Consider the following 15,056-nt stretch of genomic DNA (forward strand, 5'->3'; position numbering starts at 1 on the left):
GGTACGGGTAGATGAGCGACGGAGGCGGCCGACGACCGGGCCGGGCCGAATCGCCGACTTCAAAGCGTGACGCGTCCGATTCCCTCGCCCCGGAGGCGTCGACCGCGGCCGCTCCGGCCGCCGAGGACGGACTCTCGTCCGGGCGGCTGGTCGTCGTCTGCGGCCTGCCCGGCGTCGGCAAGACGACCGTCGCCGAGCGGGTCGCCAAGCACGTCGACGGCCGGATCCGCCGCACCGACGTGATCCGCAAGGAGCTGTTCGACGACCCCGAGTACACCGACGCGGAGACCGCGACCGTCTACGCCGAACTCCTCTCTCGCGCCCGCGACGACGTCGACGCCGGCGACGCCGTCGTCCTCGACGCGACGTTCGCGGACGCGCGGTTCCGCGCGGACGCCCGCGAGACCGCCGCCGCGGCCGCCGCCGAGTTCGACCTCGTCGAGGTCGCCTGCGACGAGGCCGTCGTCGAGCGCCGGATCGAGCGGCGCGACGGGATCAGCGACGCGGACTTCGACATCCACCTCCGCTTCAAGGAGCTGTTCGACGAGATCGCGACCGACCACGTCGTCGTCGACAACTCCGGGACGCAGGCGGAGACGTTCGCGCAGGTCGACGCCACGTTCGGCGGCAGCGCGCCCGGCGAGGACGCGCCGAACGAGGAGGCCGCCGCCGGCGACGACCGCCCGGCCGCGGTCACCGACGCGGAGTGAGGGCCCCGTCCGCGACGCGGCGGTCGTGTGAACAGACCGCATGACGGGAGTACACACGCGTCTCCCATCACTTATACGGGCGAGCGCACTACGGGTGGTATGAGCGAAGAATCCGGGCGGAAGAACCTCCGCATGCCCAACGACGACGAAGTGTTCGCCGTGGTGACGGAACACCTCGGCGGCAACCACGTTCAGCTGCGCTGCGCCGACGGCGTGGAGCGCCTCGGCCGGATCCCCGGCCGCATGAAGTACCGCACGTGGATCAGCGAGGGCGACGTTGTCCTCGCCGAGCCGTGGGACTGGCAGGACGAGAAGGCGAACGTCGAGTGGCGGTACGAGGACGAGGACGCCGACCAGCTGCGCCGCGAAGGCCACATCCAGTAAGCGAAGCGCGCGCCGCGTCGCCGCCGACCGGCACCTCTCAGTCTCTCTCAGTACTCCGACGCGCTGCGTGCGGGCGCTCGCCCGGGCAGCGCCGTTTCCGACCCCGATAGCGGCCGGGCCGGCTCGCACCGCGGCCCGATCGGACCGACCGCGCCAGCCGCGTTACGTAGTATTGTGGTTTCTATCCAAAACCATTATCACGTCGAGGCGCGTAGACGGGGGTATGAGTTCGACAGAAGCGGCCCCCGCGGAACCGATCCAACTGACCGACGCCGACGCGTTCGACGACCACGTCGCCGACGGCGTCGTCCTCGTCGACTTCTACGCCGACTGGTGCGGCCCGTGTCAGATGATGGAGCCGGCCGTCGAGGCGGTCGCGGCGGACACCGATGCGGCGGTGCTGAAGGTCGACGTCGACGTCCACCAGGCGCTGGCCGGCGAGTACGGGGTCCAGGGCATCCCGACGCTGCTCGTGTTCGCGGACGGCGAACTCGTCGACCGGATGGTCGGCGCGCAGTCCGAGCAGGCCCTGACCGACGCGATCGAGCAGCACGCCGCCTGAGCCGTCCTGGACGCGCAGCACGCCGAAGCAGCCGGGGCGCGGTCGGCGGTCGATCAACCGCGGCCCGGGTCGCCGAAACCGACACCATGAGAACGATTCGACTCGACGACGACGGTATGACCCCCAGAGAACTCCGCGCGGACGTCCCGGCCCTCGGCGACGCGGCGTACTTCAACTTCGGCGCGCACGGCCCGAGCCCCGAGTACGTCGTCGAGGCGGCGGCCTCGTTCGTCGAGGACCACGAGTACGGCTCCGCGACGACCGACCCCTACGAGCGCGCCTTCGAGACGTACGACCGGGTGCGCGAGCGGATCGCCGCGTTCGTCGGCGCCGACCCCGAGGAGATCGCGCTCACCGAGAGCACGACCGACGGGATCAACCGCGTCGCCGGCGCGATCGACTGGGAGCCGGGCGACGTGGTCGTCCGGACCGACCTCGAACACCCCGCCGGCGTCCTCCCGTGGCGGCGCCTCGAACGCGAGGGCGTCGAGGTTCGCGTCCTGGAGACGGAGGACGGTCGCCTCGACCGCGACGAGTACGCCGCGGCCGTCGCGGACGCCCGCCTCGTCTGCTTCAGCGCGATCACGTGGACGCACGGCACCCGCCTTCCGGTCGCCGACCTCGTCGAGGTCGCGAACGACGCCGGCGCGTTCACGCTCGTCGACGCGGTCCAGTCGCCCGGACAGGTGGCGATGGACGTTCACGAGTGGGGCGCCGACGCGGTCGCGGCAGCGGGCCACAAGTGGACGCTCGGCCCGTGGGGCGCCGGGTTCCTCTACGTCGACCGCGACGCCGCGGCCGACCTCGCGCCCCGCGCCGTCGGCTACCGGAGCGTCGCGGACCCGACCGGCGACGAGATCGAGTTCAAGCCGGCGGCGGGGCGGTTCGAGATCGGGACGACCACGGCGGCGGCCCACGTCGGCCTCGCCGAGGCGCTCGACGCGATCGACGCGGTCGGGCTCGACGCGATCGAGTCGCGGATCGAGTCGCTCACCGACCGCCTGAAGGAGGGCGTCCCCGACGACCGGCTCCGTAGCCCGCGAGCGTACGAGTCGGGGCTCGTCACGATCGACGTCGACGATCCCGAGGCGACCGTCGAGCGGCTCGCCGAGGAGGACGTCGTCGTCCGCTCGCTCCCGCACCCGAACGGGATCCGGGCGTCGGTCCACGCGGTCTCGACGGAGACGGAGGTCGACCGGCTCCTCGACGCGCTGGAACCGGAGTGGTGAGCCGCGGCGGAAGCCGGCGGTCCCGCACCGCGCGACCGGACGCGTTTTAGCACTCGACGGACAAGACCGCGTATGGGATTCCACACGTTCGACGCCGAGCAGGCGGACCGGCTGGAGCGCCCCGGCCGGTACCGCTGGGTGTCCGCGGAGGAGCTGGTCGGGCCGCTGGTCGAGGCCGACGCCGCGGTCGTCGCCGACCTCGGCAGCGGCACCGGCTTCTACACGGACGACGTGGCGCCGCACGTCGAGACCGTCTACGGCGTCGACGTCCAGCCCGAGATGCACGACCGGTACCGCGAGAAGGGGACGCCGGCGAACGTCGAACTCGTCGCGAGCGACGTGGAGGACCTCCCGTTCGCCGACGGGGAACTCGACGGCGCGGTCTCGACGATGACGTACCACGAGTTCGCGAGCGACGCGGCGGTCGCCGAGGTCGCGCGCGTCGTGCGCCCGGGCGGCGTCGTCGCGACGTTCGACTGGTCGGCCGACGGCGACGGCGAGCAGGGGCCGCCCGTCGACGAGCGGTTCGCCGCCGCCGACGCGGTCGCCGCGCTGGAGGCCGCGGGCTTCGATGTCGTCTCGGCGGCGACGCGGACCGAGACGTTCGCGGTCATCGCGCGGGCGCCGTAGCGCTCGCCGCCGCGGGGGTGAACCGACCGTCTCAGCCCCGGGGACGAACGTTCGTGAAGAAATAGCGTTAGGTGCGTTCGGCCCGTAACGAGAACATGTCCGTTCGCCACCGATCAGTCGCCGCGGTCGCGGTCGCACTGCTCGCGACGCTCGCCGCGCGGCCGGTCGCCGCCCACGTCGACTACGTCACCGAGGACTCGGGCGACCCGCTTGACGCGGCGGCGTTCGTCGCCGAGGTGCTCTCGGACCCGTTCAACGCGGCCCTCTTCGCCGGGTCCGGGCTCGTCGCGGTCGCCGGGCTGGCCGCGTACCTCTGGGTGCGTCCGACCATCGTCGACGTCGTCGTCCTCCGGGAGAAGCTCGCCGGGTACGGCGACCTCGTCCCGTGGATGCTGCGGCTCGCCGTCGGGCTCCCCCTCGTCGGCGCCGGCTTCCAGGGGTACCTGTTCGCGCCGACGCTGTCGTTCGACCCCGCGGCGAGCCCGCTCCTCCGGCTCCTGTTCATCGGGCTCGGCTTCGCCCTCCTCTTCGGGCTCGCGACCCGGATCGCCGCCGCGGTCGGCCTGCTGACGTACGCGTGGGTGCTCGTCGCGGTCGACCCCCTCGTCGTCCTCGCGGTGGAGTACGTCCCGGTGTTCGTCGCGCTGGGGATCCTCGGCGGCGGGCGACCGAGCGCCGACGACATGCTCCTCGAGGTCGCGAGCACGCCCGGGTCCTACTACGGTCGGGTCGACCCCGTCCACCACCTGAAGTCGTTCCTCGACGAGAGGACCGGGCCGCTGCGGCGCTACGTGCCGACGGTGCTCCGGGTCGGGATGGGCGTCTCGTTCGTCTACCTCGGGCTGATCCAGAAGCTGGCCGACCCCGCGAGCGCGCTTCAGGTCGTCGAGAAGTACGACCTCACGTCGGTCGTGCCCGTCGACGCGGGGCTGTGGGTCGTCGGCGCCGGCGTGACCGAGGTCGCCGTCGGCCTCGCGCTGATCGCGGGCTTCTTCACCCGCGGCGCGGCCGCCCTCTCGTTCGTCCTGTTCACGACGACGCTGTTCGGGCTCCCCGACGACCCGGTCCTCGCGCACGTGGCGCTGTTCGGTATGGCCTCGGCGGTGTTCACGCTCGGCTCCGGCCCGCTGGCGTTCGACCGCTGGGTCGGTCGGCCCGCGCTCGGCGAGGAGGAGGAACCGATCGCGGCCGCCGACTGATCGGCCGCCGATCGACCGGGGGCCGACCGACTCCCGTCGCTCGCGCGTCGCGCCGACGGGCGGCGGGGCGACGGCCGTCCGCCGGCGGTTATTAAGTCCCTCTCGCGCGGTGAGACACGTATGCGAGTGGACCTCGGCAACGCCCTGGAGACGACCCCGGGGCTCACGACGGAGACGTTGGACAGGCTCGACGACCGCGTCGCGGCCGCGCACGAGCGGATCGCGGCCGGGATGGCGGACGACGAGTTCGGGTACGCCGCCCTGACCCTCCCCGAGACCGCGGACCCGGACGCGATCTACGCCGCGGTCGACGGGTTCGACCGGCCCGAGGCGGTGCTGACGGTCGGCATCGGCGGGAGCGCGCTCGGCGCGGCGACGCTGTCGAACGCCCTCGCGAGCGACGTGGACGCCTACGTCCTCGACAACGTCGACCCCGACGACGCGCGGGCGCTGCTCGCCGACCTCCCCCTCGACGACACCGTCGTCAACGTGGTCTCGAAGTCGGGGACGACGGCCGAGACGCTCGCGAACTTCCTCGTCGTCCGCGAGGCGATGGCGGACGCGGGCGTCGACTGGACCGAGCGCACCCTCGTCACGACGGGGGAGTCGGGGAACCTCCGCGAGCTGGCCGACCGCCACGACCTGCCCTCGCTGCCCGTCCCCGACGGCGTCCCGGGTCGCTTCTCCGTCCTCTCGACGGTCGGGCTCGCGGTCGCCGCGCTCCGGGGCCACGACGTGGAGGCCGTCCTCGCGGGGGGCCGCGACGGGATGGACGCGCTCGCGGGGTCGCTGTACGAGTCGCCCGCTTACGCCTACGGGGCGGCGACGTACGCGCTCGCGGAGCGGGGCGCGCTCACCAACGCCGTGATGCCGTACGCCGAGTCGCTGGAGACGTTCGCGGAGTGGTTCGCCCAGCTGTGGGCCGAAAGCTTAGGGAAGGACGGGCTCGGGCAGACGCCCGCCCGCGCGCTCGGCGCGACGGACCAGCACTCCCAGCTCCAGCTGTACCGCGCCGGCCCGCCGGACAAACTGGTGACGCTCGTGCGCCCGACCGAGCGCGCCGACGCGCCGATCCCGGAGACCGACCTCGACGGGCTCGCGTACCTCGGCAGATCGTCGCTCGGCGACCTCCTCGACGCGGAGTTCGAGGCGACCGAGGCGAGTCTCGCGGCCGCCGGCGTCCCCAACGTGCGCGTCGAGGTCGACCGCGTCGACGAGCGCGCGCTCGGCGAGCTGCTGTTCGGGATGGAGGCAGCCTGCGTGCTGTACGGCGAGCTCGCGAGCGTCTCGACGTTCACGCAGCCCGCGGTCGAGTGGGGCAAGAAGGCGGCCCGCGGGCTCCTCGGCGGCGGCGACTTCGCGGAGGCCGAGGCGGTCGACGAGAAGCGCGAGTTGCGGATCGAGTGACTCTCGCGCCCGCTCCCGGGGCGGGCGCGCGGCGACCGCCGATCGACATCCGGTGCGTCTAAGCCGCGGGGCGCCGTACGGCCTCCAATGAGCGACGACGCACCCGGCTCGGCGGTCGCCGAGCGAGTGCTCCGGGTCGCGAGCGCGCTGTTCGCGATCGTGTTCGCCCTCCTCGTCGCGAGCGCGATCACCGTCCCGGCGGCGGACCTGGCGGTCTCGATCGGGCTGGTCGCGGAGGGGTCGACCGGCTACCAACTGCTCCGGACGGTGCTCCAGTTCGGCGGGTTCGCGGTCGCGGTCGCCGGGTACCTCGCGATCACGGGCGAGTGGGAGCTCGCCCGCGCGTCCCGGCCCGACGCGCGACAGGCGGCGATCGTCGTCGGCGGCGGGGCCGTCCTCTTCGCGTTCCAGTACGGCGCGCTGTTCGCGCTCGACCAGGTCGGGCTCTCGACCGGACAGAACCAGGCGGTCGTCCCCGCGGGCGACCCGGTCACCTACTACCTCGCGATGATCGCGGTGTCGCTCGCGGTGGTCGGCCCGGTCGAGGAGCTGCTGTTCCGCGGCGTCGTCCAAGGCGGCGTCCGGCGCGCGTTCGACGCCGTGCCCGCGGTGCTCATCGCGAGCCTCGCGTTCGGCCTGATCCACCTCCCCTCGGTCTCCGGCACCCCGGCCGAGCGGTGGGCGTACGTGGGCGTCGTCGTCGTGCTCGGGTCCGTCCTCGGCGCGCTCTACGAGTGGACGGACAACGTCGTGGTCCCCGGGCTGGCGCACGGCGTGTACAACGCCGCGATCTACGTGGTGCTGCTCGCGCAGGCGCTCTGAGGCCCGGAGCGGCGGGGATCGCGGTTGCCCCGGCGGGGGTCATCCGTCGGCCGGACGCTCCGTCACGGCGAGTTCGCCGGAGAGCGACTGCGCCGACGGGGGCGCGATCGCGATCCCCTCCTCGTCGAACCGGCGCTTCACCTCGCGGCGGAAGTCGGACCGGAGGGTCGCCACGTCCCTGTCCCCGGGGTCGTCGACCCACAGCTCGGCCTGGACCGTGACCGCGTTCTCGCCGAGGTCGAGGACGCGCGCGTTCGGCGCCGGCTCGTCGAGGACCGCCTCCGTGTCCGTCGCGACGGAGCGGAGCGCCATGAGCGCCCGCTCGACGTCCTCGTCGTAGGCGACGTACACCGCCTCCGTGATCCGGTAGGTGTCCCGGCCGTAGGGGCGGGTGAGCGCGTTGCTCGTGAGCTCCGTGTTCGGCACCGATATCGTCTCGTTGTCCGGGGTCCGGACGCGCGTCACGCGGAAGTCGACGGCCTCGACGGTCCCCTCCCCGCCGGGCCACGCGATCCAGTCGCCGACGTTGAAGTCGGGGTCGGCCACGAGGAAGATGCCGCTTATCAGCGACCCGAACACCTGCTGGCCGGCGATGCCGAAGACGAAGGTGATCGCCGCGATGACGATCGCCGAGTCGGTGAGCACGCTCCCGTAGCCGGCCGCGATCACGCCGGTCAGCGTCGCGAACCCGATCAGCGCCACCCGGACGTACGTCCTGACCGCCGTCTCGATCGTCGGGTTGTTGCGGTTCCGCGCCCGCACGACGCGGACGACGAACGGCACGACGACGACCTGTCCGAGGGCGTAGACGACCGCGAGCGCGGCGAGGAACCAGAACAGCTCCGAGAGCACGCGGTCGTACGCCGACACCAGTTCCGTCGCCCACCTCGGCAGCGCCGTCAGCCCGGTCATACGCTCGCGTCGCGTCGCACCGGTAAAAACCCCGGACCGCGCGGGAGCCGGGCCGGCGGGTCAGTACCCGTCCTTCCCCCAGCGCAGGTCGTCGTAGGTCGCCTGCTGGTCGCTGCCGAGCCGCTCCTCGAACTTCCGCCGGAGCGCCGCCTTCTCCGTGGCCGAGATCCGGGCCAGCTCGTCGGCCTTCGCGACCGGCTCCGGCGGGCCGCGCGTCGCCGCCACCTCCGCGATCACCTGTCGGGTGAGCCGCTCGCGCGTCGACTCGTCGCGCGTGAACGCGTACGGCGCCTCCAGCTTGTACGTCACGTCGGTCCGGGGGTCGTAGACGACCATGAACGTCGGCTCGTACAGCGCCGGGTCGAGCTCGCGTTCGACGCCGAGCGCGTCGCCGTCGGCGGCCATCGGCGCGTCCGCGCCGCCGCGGCTGCGGAACCACGTGGTGAAGGTGAGGTCGTCGTCGAGGCGGGCGCCGCGGTCCGCGCCGCGGCCGCCGGCGTCGTCGCCGCCCCCGACGCCGGCCGCGTCCGGCTCGCGCCGCTCCAGCAGGCGGGTGAACAGCGCGGTGTCGTCGGGCCACGGGGACTCCACGCCGGCGCTCGCGAGCGCCCGGACCGCCGTACCGCTCGCGGGGTTCTTCACGAAGCCGGCCAGCGGCACGTCCCGCTCGACGAACCGCTCGACGAGGCGGACGTACTTCTCGACCACCGCGCGGGGCTTCGCCTCGCGGGCGAGCGCGCCCAGTTCCGGGTCGCGGTCGGCCCAGGTGAAAAGCTCCTTCGGGTAGACGGGGCCGTCGAGGACGAGGAGCTCGTCGACCTCGTCGGCGTGGTCGAGCGCGTGGGTCCCCTCGGCGAGGTACAGGGCCAGCGCGTGGACGACCCGCTCCGCGTAGCGGTTCACCCGTGGGACGTGGAACACGCGCTGGCGGGTGTGGCCCTCGTCGCGGCGGGTCCACTCGCTGTCGAAGCCGGCGGTCGAGTCGCCGGCGTGGACCGTGGCGACGATGGTGCGGTCGCGGTGGAGGTCCAGGTCCGTCGGCGAACTGGCCATCGCCGCGTGCGCGACGTCGACGACGAGCCCGTTCTTGAACGTCGTGGGGTTGATCGTCCCCGAGTCGAGGCCGTGGACCGTCTCGAACGGGCGCGCCGCGAGCGCCACGTCGTCGATGGCGGCGCGCCGGCGCTCGTGGTCGCCGAGCGCCTCGACGACGACCCGGCCGTCGGCGCGGAGCTCCGGGAGCCACTCGCGCCACACGCGCTCCGCGAGGTCGTCGTGGTCCGTCGCGTCCACGTCGCCGCCGATGCCGTACGCGAGCTGGGCGATGTTCTCGACGTGGATCGGATCGAGCGTCACGGGCGTACGGCGGACCGGACCGATATAAAAACCGTCGGCCGCGTCGCCGGCGGCGTCACCCGGCCGAGGGCGACGAGCAGACCGGGGCGACGCCGCCGCGTCCGCGAACACGTTCGACTATCGCCGAAGAAGGAGCAAGGGCGGCCGGTAGCTGGTGTCAACTAAATACCACGCTTCGGCTTATTTTCCGGCTTCTTAGAGCCTAAACGACGATATCAGCGATAATAGTTGGAGGCGATGTCCTTTTATGATATACGACAACCAACGGATATGGCAGAGACTGCGACGGGGGTCGACGCGGGGGGATCGGGCGGGCTGACGGAGAAGGTGCGCGAGGTGCTCCGGTACATTCCGGACGGCACCTCGATGCCGACGGAGATGTGGGCGCCGCGGCATCGCAACATCCTGATCGCGACGCTGGTCCAGGTGCCGTTCCTGATCGCGCTCGGGCTCTACGAGGGGACGGAGTCGTTCACCGGCGCGCAGATCCCGGCGACGCCGCCGTGGATGCTCGGCGGGTTCGTCGCCGTCATCGTCGGCACCGCCGGGCTCGCGGCCTGGTCGGGGCTCGGCCGCCGCCAGCGGACGGTGCTCACGGCGTTCAGCCTGATGACCGTCTCGATGGCGATGGTGAAGCTGTCGGGCGGGTACATCGAGGCGCACTTCAGCTTCTTCGTGTTCATCGGCGTGCTCGCGCTGTACGAGGACTGGCTCCCGTTCGCCGTCGGCGTCGGCTACGTGGCGATCGGGCACGGCGCGTTCAGCCTCATCGATTCGAGCCTCGTCTACAACCACACCGCGGCGATCGAGAACCCGATCATCTGGGGCGTCATCCACGCGGTCTTCGTCCTCGGGCTCTCCGGCGCGCTGATGGTCAACTGGTACTCGATCGAGAAGTCGCGCGAGGCGGCCCAACAGCAGCTCGAACTCGCGGAACAGAAGCAGTCCGAGATCCAGGACGTCGAGGCCGCGAAGGCCGAAGTCGAGAAGCGCCGCGAGGAGGTCGAGCGCCTGAACAGCCACCTGGAGACGAAGGCCGACGCCTACAGCGCCGCGATGGACCGGGCGGCCGACGGCGACCTGACCGTCCGGCTCGACGCGGAGAGCGAGAGCGAGGCGATGGCCCAGATCGGCGAGGCGTTCAACGGGATGATGGACGACATCGACGACGCGATGGGCGAGGTCCGCTCGTTCGCCCAGGAGGTGTCGACCGCGAGCGCGAACACGGTCGACGGCGTCGAGACCGCGGCCGACCGCAGCGAGGTCGTCAGCCAGTCGGTCTCGGAGATCGCCGAGGGCGCCGACGAGCAGCGCGAGATGCTCCGGCAGGTGTCCGACGAGATGAACGACCTCTCGGCGACGATCGAGGAGGTCGCCTCCTCGACCGAGACCGTCGTGGACGTCGCCGAGCAGACCGCCGACATCGCCGACGACGGCGAGGAGACCGCCGAGGCCGCCATCGAGCGCGTCGAGGAGTCCCGCGAGGCGCTTGACAACGCGGCGGACACGGTCCAGCAGCTCGACGAGCGGATGGAGGACATCGGCGAGATCGTCGACCTCATCGGCGACATCGCCGAGCAGACGAACCTACTCGCGCTGAACGCGAACATCGAGGCGGCCCGCGCCGGCGGGGGCGGCGGCGGGAGCGACGGCTTCGCGGTCGTCGCCGACGAGGTGAAACAGCTCGCCGAGGAGACCCAGGACGCGGCCACGGAGATCGAGGAGCTGATCGGCGCCACGCAGTCGCAGACCGAGGGGACCGTCGAGGCGGTCCGGAGCGCCGAGGAGAACATCGCCGCCGGCGCCGACGCCGTCGACGACGCCGCGGACGCGTTCGCGCGGGTGTCGGACAACGCCGCGGAGGCCGGCGAGGGGATCCGCGAGATCAGCCGCGCCACCGACGACCAGGCCGCCAGCACGGAGGAGACCGTCTCGATGGCCGAGGAGGTCGCCGACATCAGCCAGTCGACGGCCGACGAGGCCGACGCGGTCGCCGAGGCCGCGGACGAGCAGCTGAGCGCGATGAGCGAGGCGACGAGCGAGGCTGGGTCGCTCGCGGAGCAGGCCGAGCGGCTCGGCGCGCTCGTCCGCGAGTTCGACGTCTCCGGCGAGGGGGCCGACCCCGGCGCCGCGCCCGGCCCGAACGTCGCGGTCGGCGACGGCGGACAGCCCGAGTAGCGACCCCCGAGACGGGCTCCCCCGCCCGTCGACGACGATTTCTCACCCGGCGCCGGTCACTCGGCGTCGGGCCCCGTGCGGAGCGCTTCGAGGACCGCGAGCGCTCGCTTCACCGCCGCGCCGTCCTCGACGAACACCAGCGTCCGCGGCGGGCGGACCGCCTTCGGTCGGACCCGGAGGCCCGCGGCCGCCGCGGCGTCGGCGACCGCGTCCGGGGCCGCGAGCGCCTCGATCCGCGTGCGGTCCGGCTGGACGTACACCTCGGCGACGGGGTCGCCGGCCTCCCGGGCGATCCGGTACGCCAGCGCGCCGTCCGGCGTCGGTTCGACGTCGCGGTCGGCGTCGGCGACGGTCAGCCCGCGGAGTCCGCTCTCGTTGCCGGTCACCTCGGAGGCGAGCAGCTGCGCGATCCGGACGCCGTCGTCGAGGCGGTCGGCGACCATCTCACGCGACCTCCGGGTCGTCGGCGTCGGTTGAGTCCGCGGTCCCGTCGTCGCCCGCGTCGGCGGCGAGCTCCTCGCGCACGTCGGCCGCGAGCCGGTCGACCGCGGCGCCCTGCTCGCGGGCGTAGAGGACCGCGGCGGCCTCGATGGTGACCGCGAGCGCCCGCTGGCGCTCGTTGATCGCGGCGACCGCGCGCTGCTTCTCGACGCCGGCGGCGACGATGGCGTCGAGCGCGCTCTCGAAGGTGGACTGCTCGCGGAGGACCGACTCGTCGGGGACGAACCCCTCCGGGACCGTCACCTCCGCCGGGTCGAACTGCGGGACGAGGTCGCCGTTCTCGGAGGCTAACAGCCCGCGCCCGACGGCGACGTCGACGAGCCGCTTCGCCTGGTCGGGCGAGAACCACTCCCGCTCCAAAGAGAGCGCGACGACGAACTCCCCCTGGCCGAGCCGGTCCTGTGCCCGGGTCTTGAACGGGGCGGCGACGGCGACCTCCAGGCTCATGTGAGACGGACGGCGCGGCGGCCGCGTAAACGTGTCGAACGCGGGGCCGATCGGCCGCGCGCGTCAGTCAGTCGTCGCCGCCCGGCGCGGCGGCCGCGTCGGTCGCGGCGGCGTCGGCCGAGGCCGGGCTCGCGTCGAGCGTGTAGCCCGTCGCGGCCATGGCGAACAGGACGAGCGGCGAGAGGAACGCGAACAGGTAGTACGGCGCGTACTCCAGCGTCGGCACCCCGGTGACGCCGGCCATGTAGACGGCGCCCGCGTGCCACGGGAACAGCGCGCCGGTCGGGGTCCCGGCGGCCTCGACCGCGCGGGAGAGCTGGTCGGTGTCGAGCCCGAACTCGTCGTAGGTGTTGCGGAGCGTGACGCTCGGCAGGACGATGCTCATGTACTGCTGGGCGGTGAGCGCGTTGATGGCGATGGCCGAGACGCCGGTGCCGCCGACGAGCGCGCCGGGGCTCTTCACCGACGTGGTGAACGCGTGGGCGATCACCGCGAGGACGCCCGTGCGCTCTAAGATGCCGCCGAGCGACAGCGCGGCGACGACGACCGTGATCGTCCACGCGGAGCCCGTGAGCCCGCCGGTCGCGAGCAGGTCGTTCACCAGCTGGGAGCCGGACTCCGGCGCGGTGCCGTACATGAACGTCTCCCAGGCGGCGACGAAGCCGGCCCCCTGGACGAGCAGGGTCGTGGCGACGCCGGCGAACACGCCCGCGACGAGCGTCGGGAGCGCGGCGTAGCCGCGCAGCGCCAGCCCGAAGGTGACGACGAGCGGGACGAAGGCGACGACGGTGATCGCGTACGTCTCGCCGAGCGCACCCTGGATCTCCGCGATTCGCCCCGCCGGGATGCTCCCGCTCGCGCGAAGGCCGAGCGCCGCGAAGCCGAGGACGGCGAGGCCGAACGCGACCGCGGTGCCGGTCCGCATCCGGCGGATGTGGGCGTACAGGTCCGTGTTCGTGACCCCGGCCGCGAGGTTCGTCGTGTCGGAGAGCGGCGACTGCTTGTCGCCGGCGTACGCGCCCGAGAGGACGGCGCCGACCGTCATCGGCGCCGGGACGCCGAGCCCCGCGCCGATGCCGACGAAGGCGACGCCGAGCGTCCCGACCGTGGTCCACGAGGAGCCGATGGCGAACGCGACGACGGCGGCGACGATTGCGGCCGCCGGGAGGAACGTCGTCGGCGAGAGGATCTCCAGGCCGTAGTACATCAGGCCGGGGATCGTGCCGGCGCTGACCCACGTGGCGATCAGCCCGTAGATGGTGAAGATGATCAGGAGCGCCTGGAGCCCCATCACGAGCCCGTTGGCGATGCCGTCGAACAGGTCCTCCCAGTCGTAGCCGAGCCAGAGGCCGAAGGCGCCGACGAAGGCGATACTCCAGATGAGCGGCGGGTGCGGGTCGAGGCCGAGGACGGCCGAGCCGATTCCGAGGAACGCCACGACGGCGAGGACCGGGACCAGCGCCGCCGCCAGGCTGGGGCGGCGGTCGGGGTCGAGGTCCTCGTACGACGTCGGCGTGAACGAGCGTGCCATGAGCGATCGTATTTCTCTGAAGCATAAGTATGTCTCGAAATATGAGCGCCGAAGATAACGATCGTTCATCGCAGACGCGGTCCCTCGGCGCCGGCCGCTCCCGCTGCCCCCACAGACCCCGCGTCCGCCCGTGTGCCGCCGTGTCGCGGCGGTCCGCGAACGGACGCTCTTATACGCGTCGGCGGTGAAACGCGGGTAACAATGATATTTGAGGGCCTCCCGACGACTCCGCGCGCGGAGGAACTCGTCGACAAGGCGTTCTCGCGGGCGTCGCGGGCCGGGCGCGCGAAGCGCGGCCACGAGGCGCAGGAGTCGATGCTACGGACCGCCGGCAACGTGCTCTCCGACAACTTAGAGAACGTCGTCACCTCGTGGCCCGACTTCGGCTTCGACGTCGACCCGTTCTACTACGAGCTCGCCGACGCCATCGTCGACGTTGACCGCCTCCGGCAGGCACTCTCGCAGGTGATGTGGGCCAGCCGCCAGATCGAGTCGCTCCGCGACGAGTACACGACGAAGATCCGGAACTCCGACGTCGACACCGCGCGGAAACACCGGAAGCAGGCGTTCGCTCGCATGGCCGACGTGATGGACCAGATCGAAGCGGACTTACGGTACATCGGCGACTCGCGGGACCAGCTGAAGGTCCTCCCCGACGTCAGGCCCGACGAGCCCGCCATCGTCGTCGCCGGCTACCCGAACGTCGGGAAGTCGTCGTTCGTCAACCGCGTCACCCGCGCGTCGAACCAGATCGCGGAGTACCCGTTCACCACGAAGGGCGTCCAGATCGGCCACTTCGACCGGAACCACGTCCGGTACCAGATCGTCGACACGCCCGGCCTGCTCGACCGCCCCGAAGACGAGCGCAACGACATCGAGCGGCAGGCGGTGAGCGCCCTCGAACACCTCGCGGACGCCGTCGTCTTCGTCATCGACCCCTCCGGCGACTGCGGCTACCCGCTCGACGTCCAGCTCGAGCTGCGCGAGGAGGTCCGCGAGCTGTTCGGCGCCGACGTGCCGCTGCTCACGGTGGCCAACAAACACGACCGCTTCGAGGCGGTGAAGGCGGAGTCGGTCGACGCGACGATGAGCGTCACGGAAGACGAGAACGTCGAGGCCGTCCTCGACACCGCCGTCGAGGCGGTCGGCTTCGAGCCCGACCTCCCCACGCGCGACGGGGAGTAACCG

At 72.3% G+C, this 15,056-nt stretch carries 15 protein-coding genes; 10 read left to right on the top strand and 5 right to left on the bottom strand.

Annotation, left to right across the window (positions count from 1 at the left end):
- Positions 1-11: 11 nt before the first annotated feature.
- The 8 genes from DVK05_RS06610 (at position 12) to DVK05_RS06645 (ending at position 6,943) form a co-directional block, all read left to right on the top strand.
- A complete protein-coding gene (locus tag DVK05_RS06610) occupies positions 12-710 on the top strand; it encodes an AAA family ATPase (RefSeq protein WP_121562606.1) in 699 nt (232 codons plus the stop codon).
- A gap of 99 nt (positions 711-809) precedes the next feature.
- Positions 810-1,094, top strand: a complete 285-nt coding sequence (locus DVK05_RS06615) for a translation initiation factor eIF-1A (protein WP_006628131.1) — start codon at positions 810-812, stop codon at positions 1,092-1,094.
- A gap of 223 nt (positions 1,095-1,317) precedes the next feature.
- A complete protein-coding gene (gene trxA / locus DVK05_RS06620) occupies positions 1,318-1,656 on the top strand; it encodes a thioredoxin (protein WP_121562607.1) in 339 nt (112 codons plus the stop codon).
- Between the two features lie 86 nt (positions 1,657-1,742).
- Positions 1,743-2,885, top strand: coding sequence for an aminotransferase class V-fold PLP-dependent enzyme (locus DVK05_RS06625; protein WP_121562608.1), 1,143 nt, complete (start codon positions 1,743-1,745; stop codon positions 2,883-2,885).
- Positions 2,886-2,957: 72 nt separating this feature from the next.
- Positions 2,958-3,515 (top strand): class I SAM-dependent methyltransferase, encoded by a 558-nt coding sequence (locus tag DVK05_RS06630; RefSeq protein ID WP_121562609.1) that lies wholly within the window; start codon positions 2,958-2,960, stop codon positions 3,513-3,515.
- A 95-nt stretch (positions 3,516-3,610) separates the two neighbouring features.
- Entirely contained in the window at positions 3,611-4,714 is a 1,104-nt protein-coding gene (locus tag DVK05_RS06635; RefSeq protein WP_121562610.1) for a DoxX family protein, read from the top strand.
- Between the two features lie 120 nt (positions 4,715-4,834).
- Complete coding sequence (locus DVK05_RS06640; protein ID WP_121562611.1) at positions 4,835-6,121, top strand: glucose-6-phosphate isomerase; 1,287 nt, start codon at positions 4,835-4,837, stop codon at positions 6,119-6,121.
- An 87-nt stretch (positions 6,122-6,208) separates the two neighbouring features.
- Positions 6,209-6,943: a CPBP family intramembrane glutamic endopeptidase gene (locus tag DVK05_RS06645; RefSeq protein WP_121562612.1), complete on the top strand. Its 735-nt coding sequence runs from the start codon at positions 6,209-6,211 to the stop codon at positions 6,941-6,943.
- A gap of 39 nt (positions 6,944-6,982) precedes the next feature.
- Here DVK05_RS06645 and DVK05_RS06650 read toward each other — a convergent pair whose 3' ends face one another.
- Positions 6,983-7,855: a mechanosensitive ion channel family protein gene (locus DVK05_RS06650; RefSeq protein WP_121562613.1), complete on the bottom strand. Its 873-nt coding sequence runs from the start codon at positions 7,853-7,855 to the stop codon at positions 6,983-6,985.
- Between the two features lie 60 nt (positions 7,856-7,915).
- On the bottom strand, positions 7,916-9,211 hold the full coding sequence (locus DVK05_RS06655) for a DNA double-strand break repair nuclease NurA (protein WP_121562614.1): 1,296 nt from the start codon (positions 9,209-9,211) through the stop codon (positions 7,916-7,918).
- A gap of 270 nt (positions 9,212-9,481) precedes the next feature.
- On the opposite strand from DVK05_RS06655, the gene DVK05_RS06660 reads away from it, so the two are divergent.
- On the top strand, positions 9,482-11,389 hold the full coding sequence (locus DVK05_RS06660) for a methyl-accepting chemotaxis protein (protein WP_121562615.1): 1,908 nt from the start codon (positions 9,482-9,484) through the stop codon (positions 11,387-11,389).
- 56 nt (positions 11,390-11,445) lie between these two features.
- Here DVK05_RS06660 and DVK05_RS06665 read toward each other — a convergent pair whose 3' ends face one another.
- The 3 genes from DVK05_RS06665 to DVK05_RS06675 all read right to left on the bottom strand — a co-directional run bounded on the left by DVK05_RS06665 (position 11,446) and on the right by DVK05_RS06675 (position 13,868).
- Entirely contained in the window at positions 11,446-11,832 is a 387-nt protein-coding gene (locus DVK05_RS06665) for a hypothetical protein (protein ID WP_121562616.1), read from the bottom strand.
- Position 11,833: 1 nt separating this feature from the next.
- On the bottom strand, positions 11,834-12,337 hold the full coding sequence (locus DVK05_RS06670; RefSeq protein WP_199712294.1) for a DUF2240 family protein: 504 nt from the start codon (positions 12,335-12,337) through the stop codon (positions 11,834-11,836).
- Positions 12,338-12,404: 67 nt separating this feature from the next.
- The gene (locus DVK05_RS06675) at positions 12,405-13,868 is read right to left on the bottom strand and encodes a Na+/H+ antiporter NhaC family protein (RefSeq protein WP_121562617.1); all 1,464 of its coding nucleotides are present in this window, start codon (positions 13,866-13,868) and stop codon (positions 12,405-12,407) included.
- 201 nt (positions 13,869-14,069) lie between these two features.
- On the opposite strand from DVK05_RS06675, the gene DVK05_RS06680 reads away from it, so the two are divergent.
- Positions 14,070-15,053, top strand: coding sequence for an NOG1 family protein (locus DVK05_RS06680; RefSeq protein ID WP_121562618.1), 984 nt, complete (start codon positions 14,070-14,072; stop codon positions 15,051-15,053).
- Positions 15,054-15,056 lie beyond the last annotated feature (3 nt).

The sequence above is a fragment of the Halorubrum sp. Atlit-8R genome, from assembly GCF_003666025.1.
In the GTDB taxonomy this organism is placed as follows: Archaea; Halobacteriota; Halobacteria; order Halobacteriales; family Haloferacaceae; genus Halorubrum; species Halorubrum salinarum.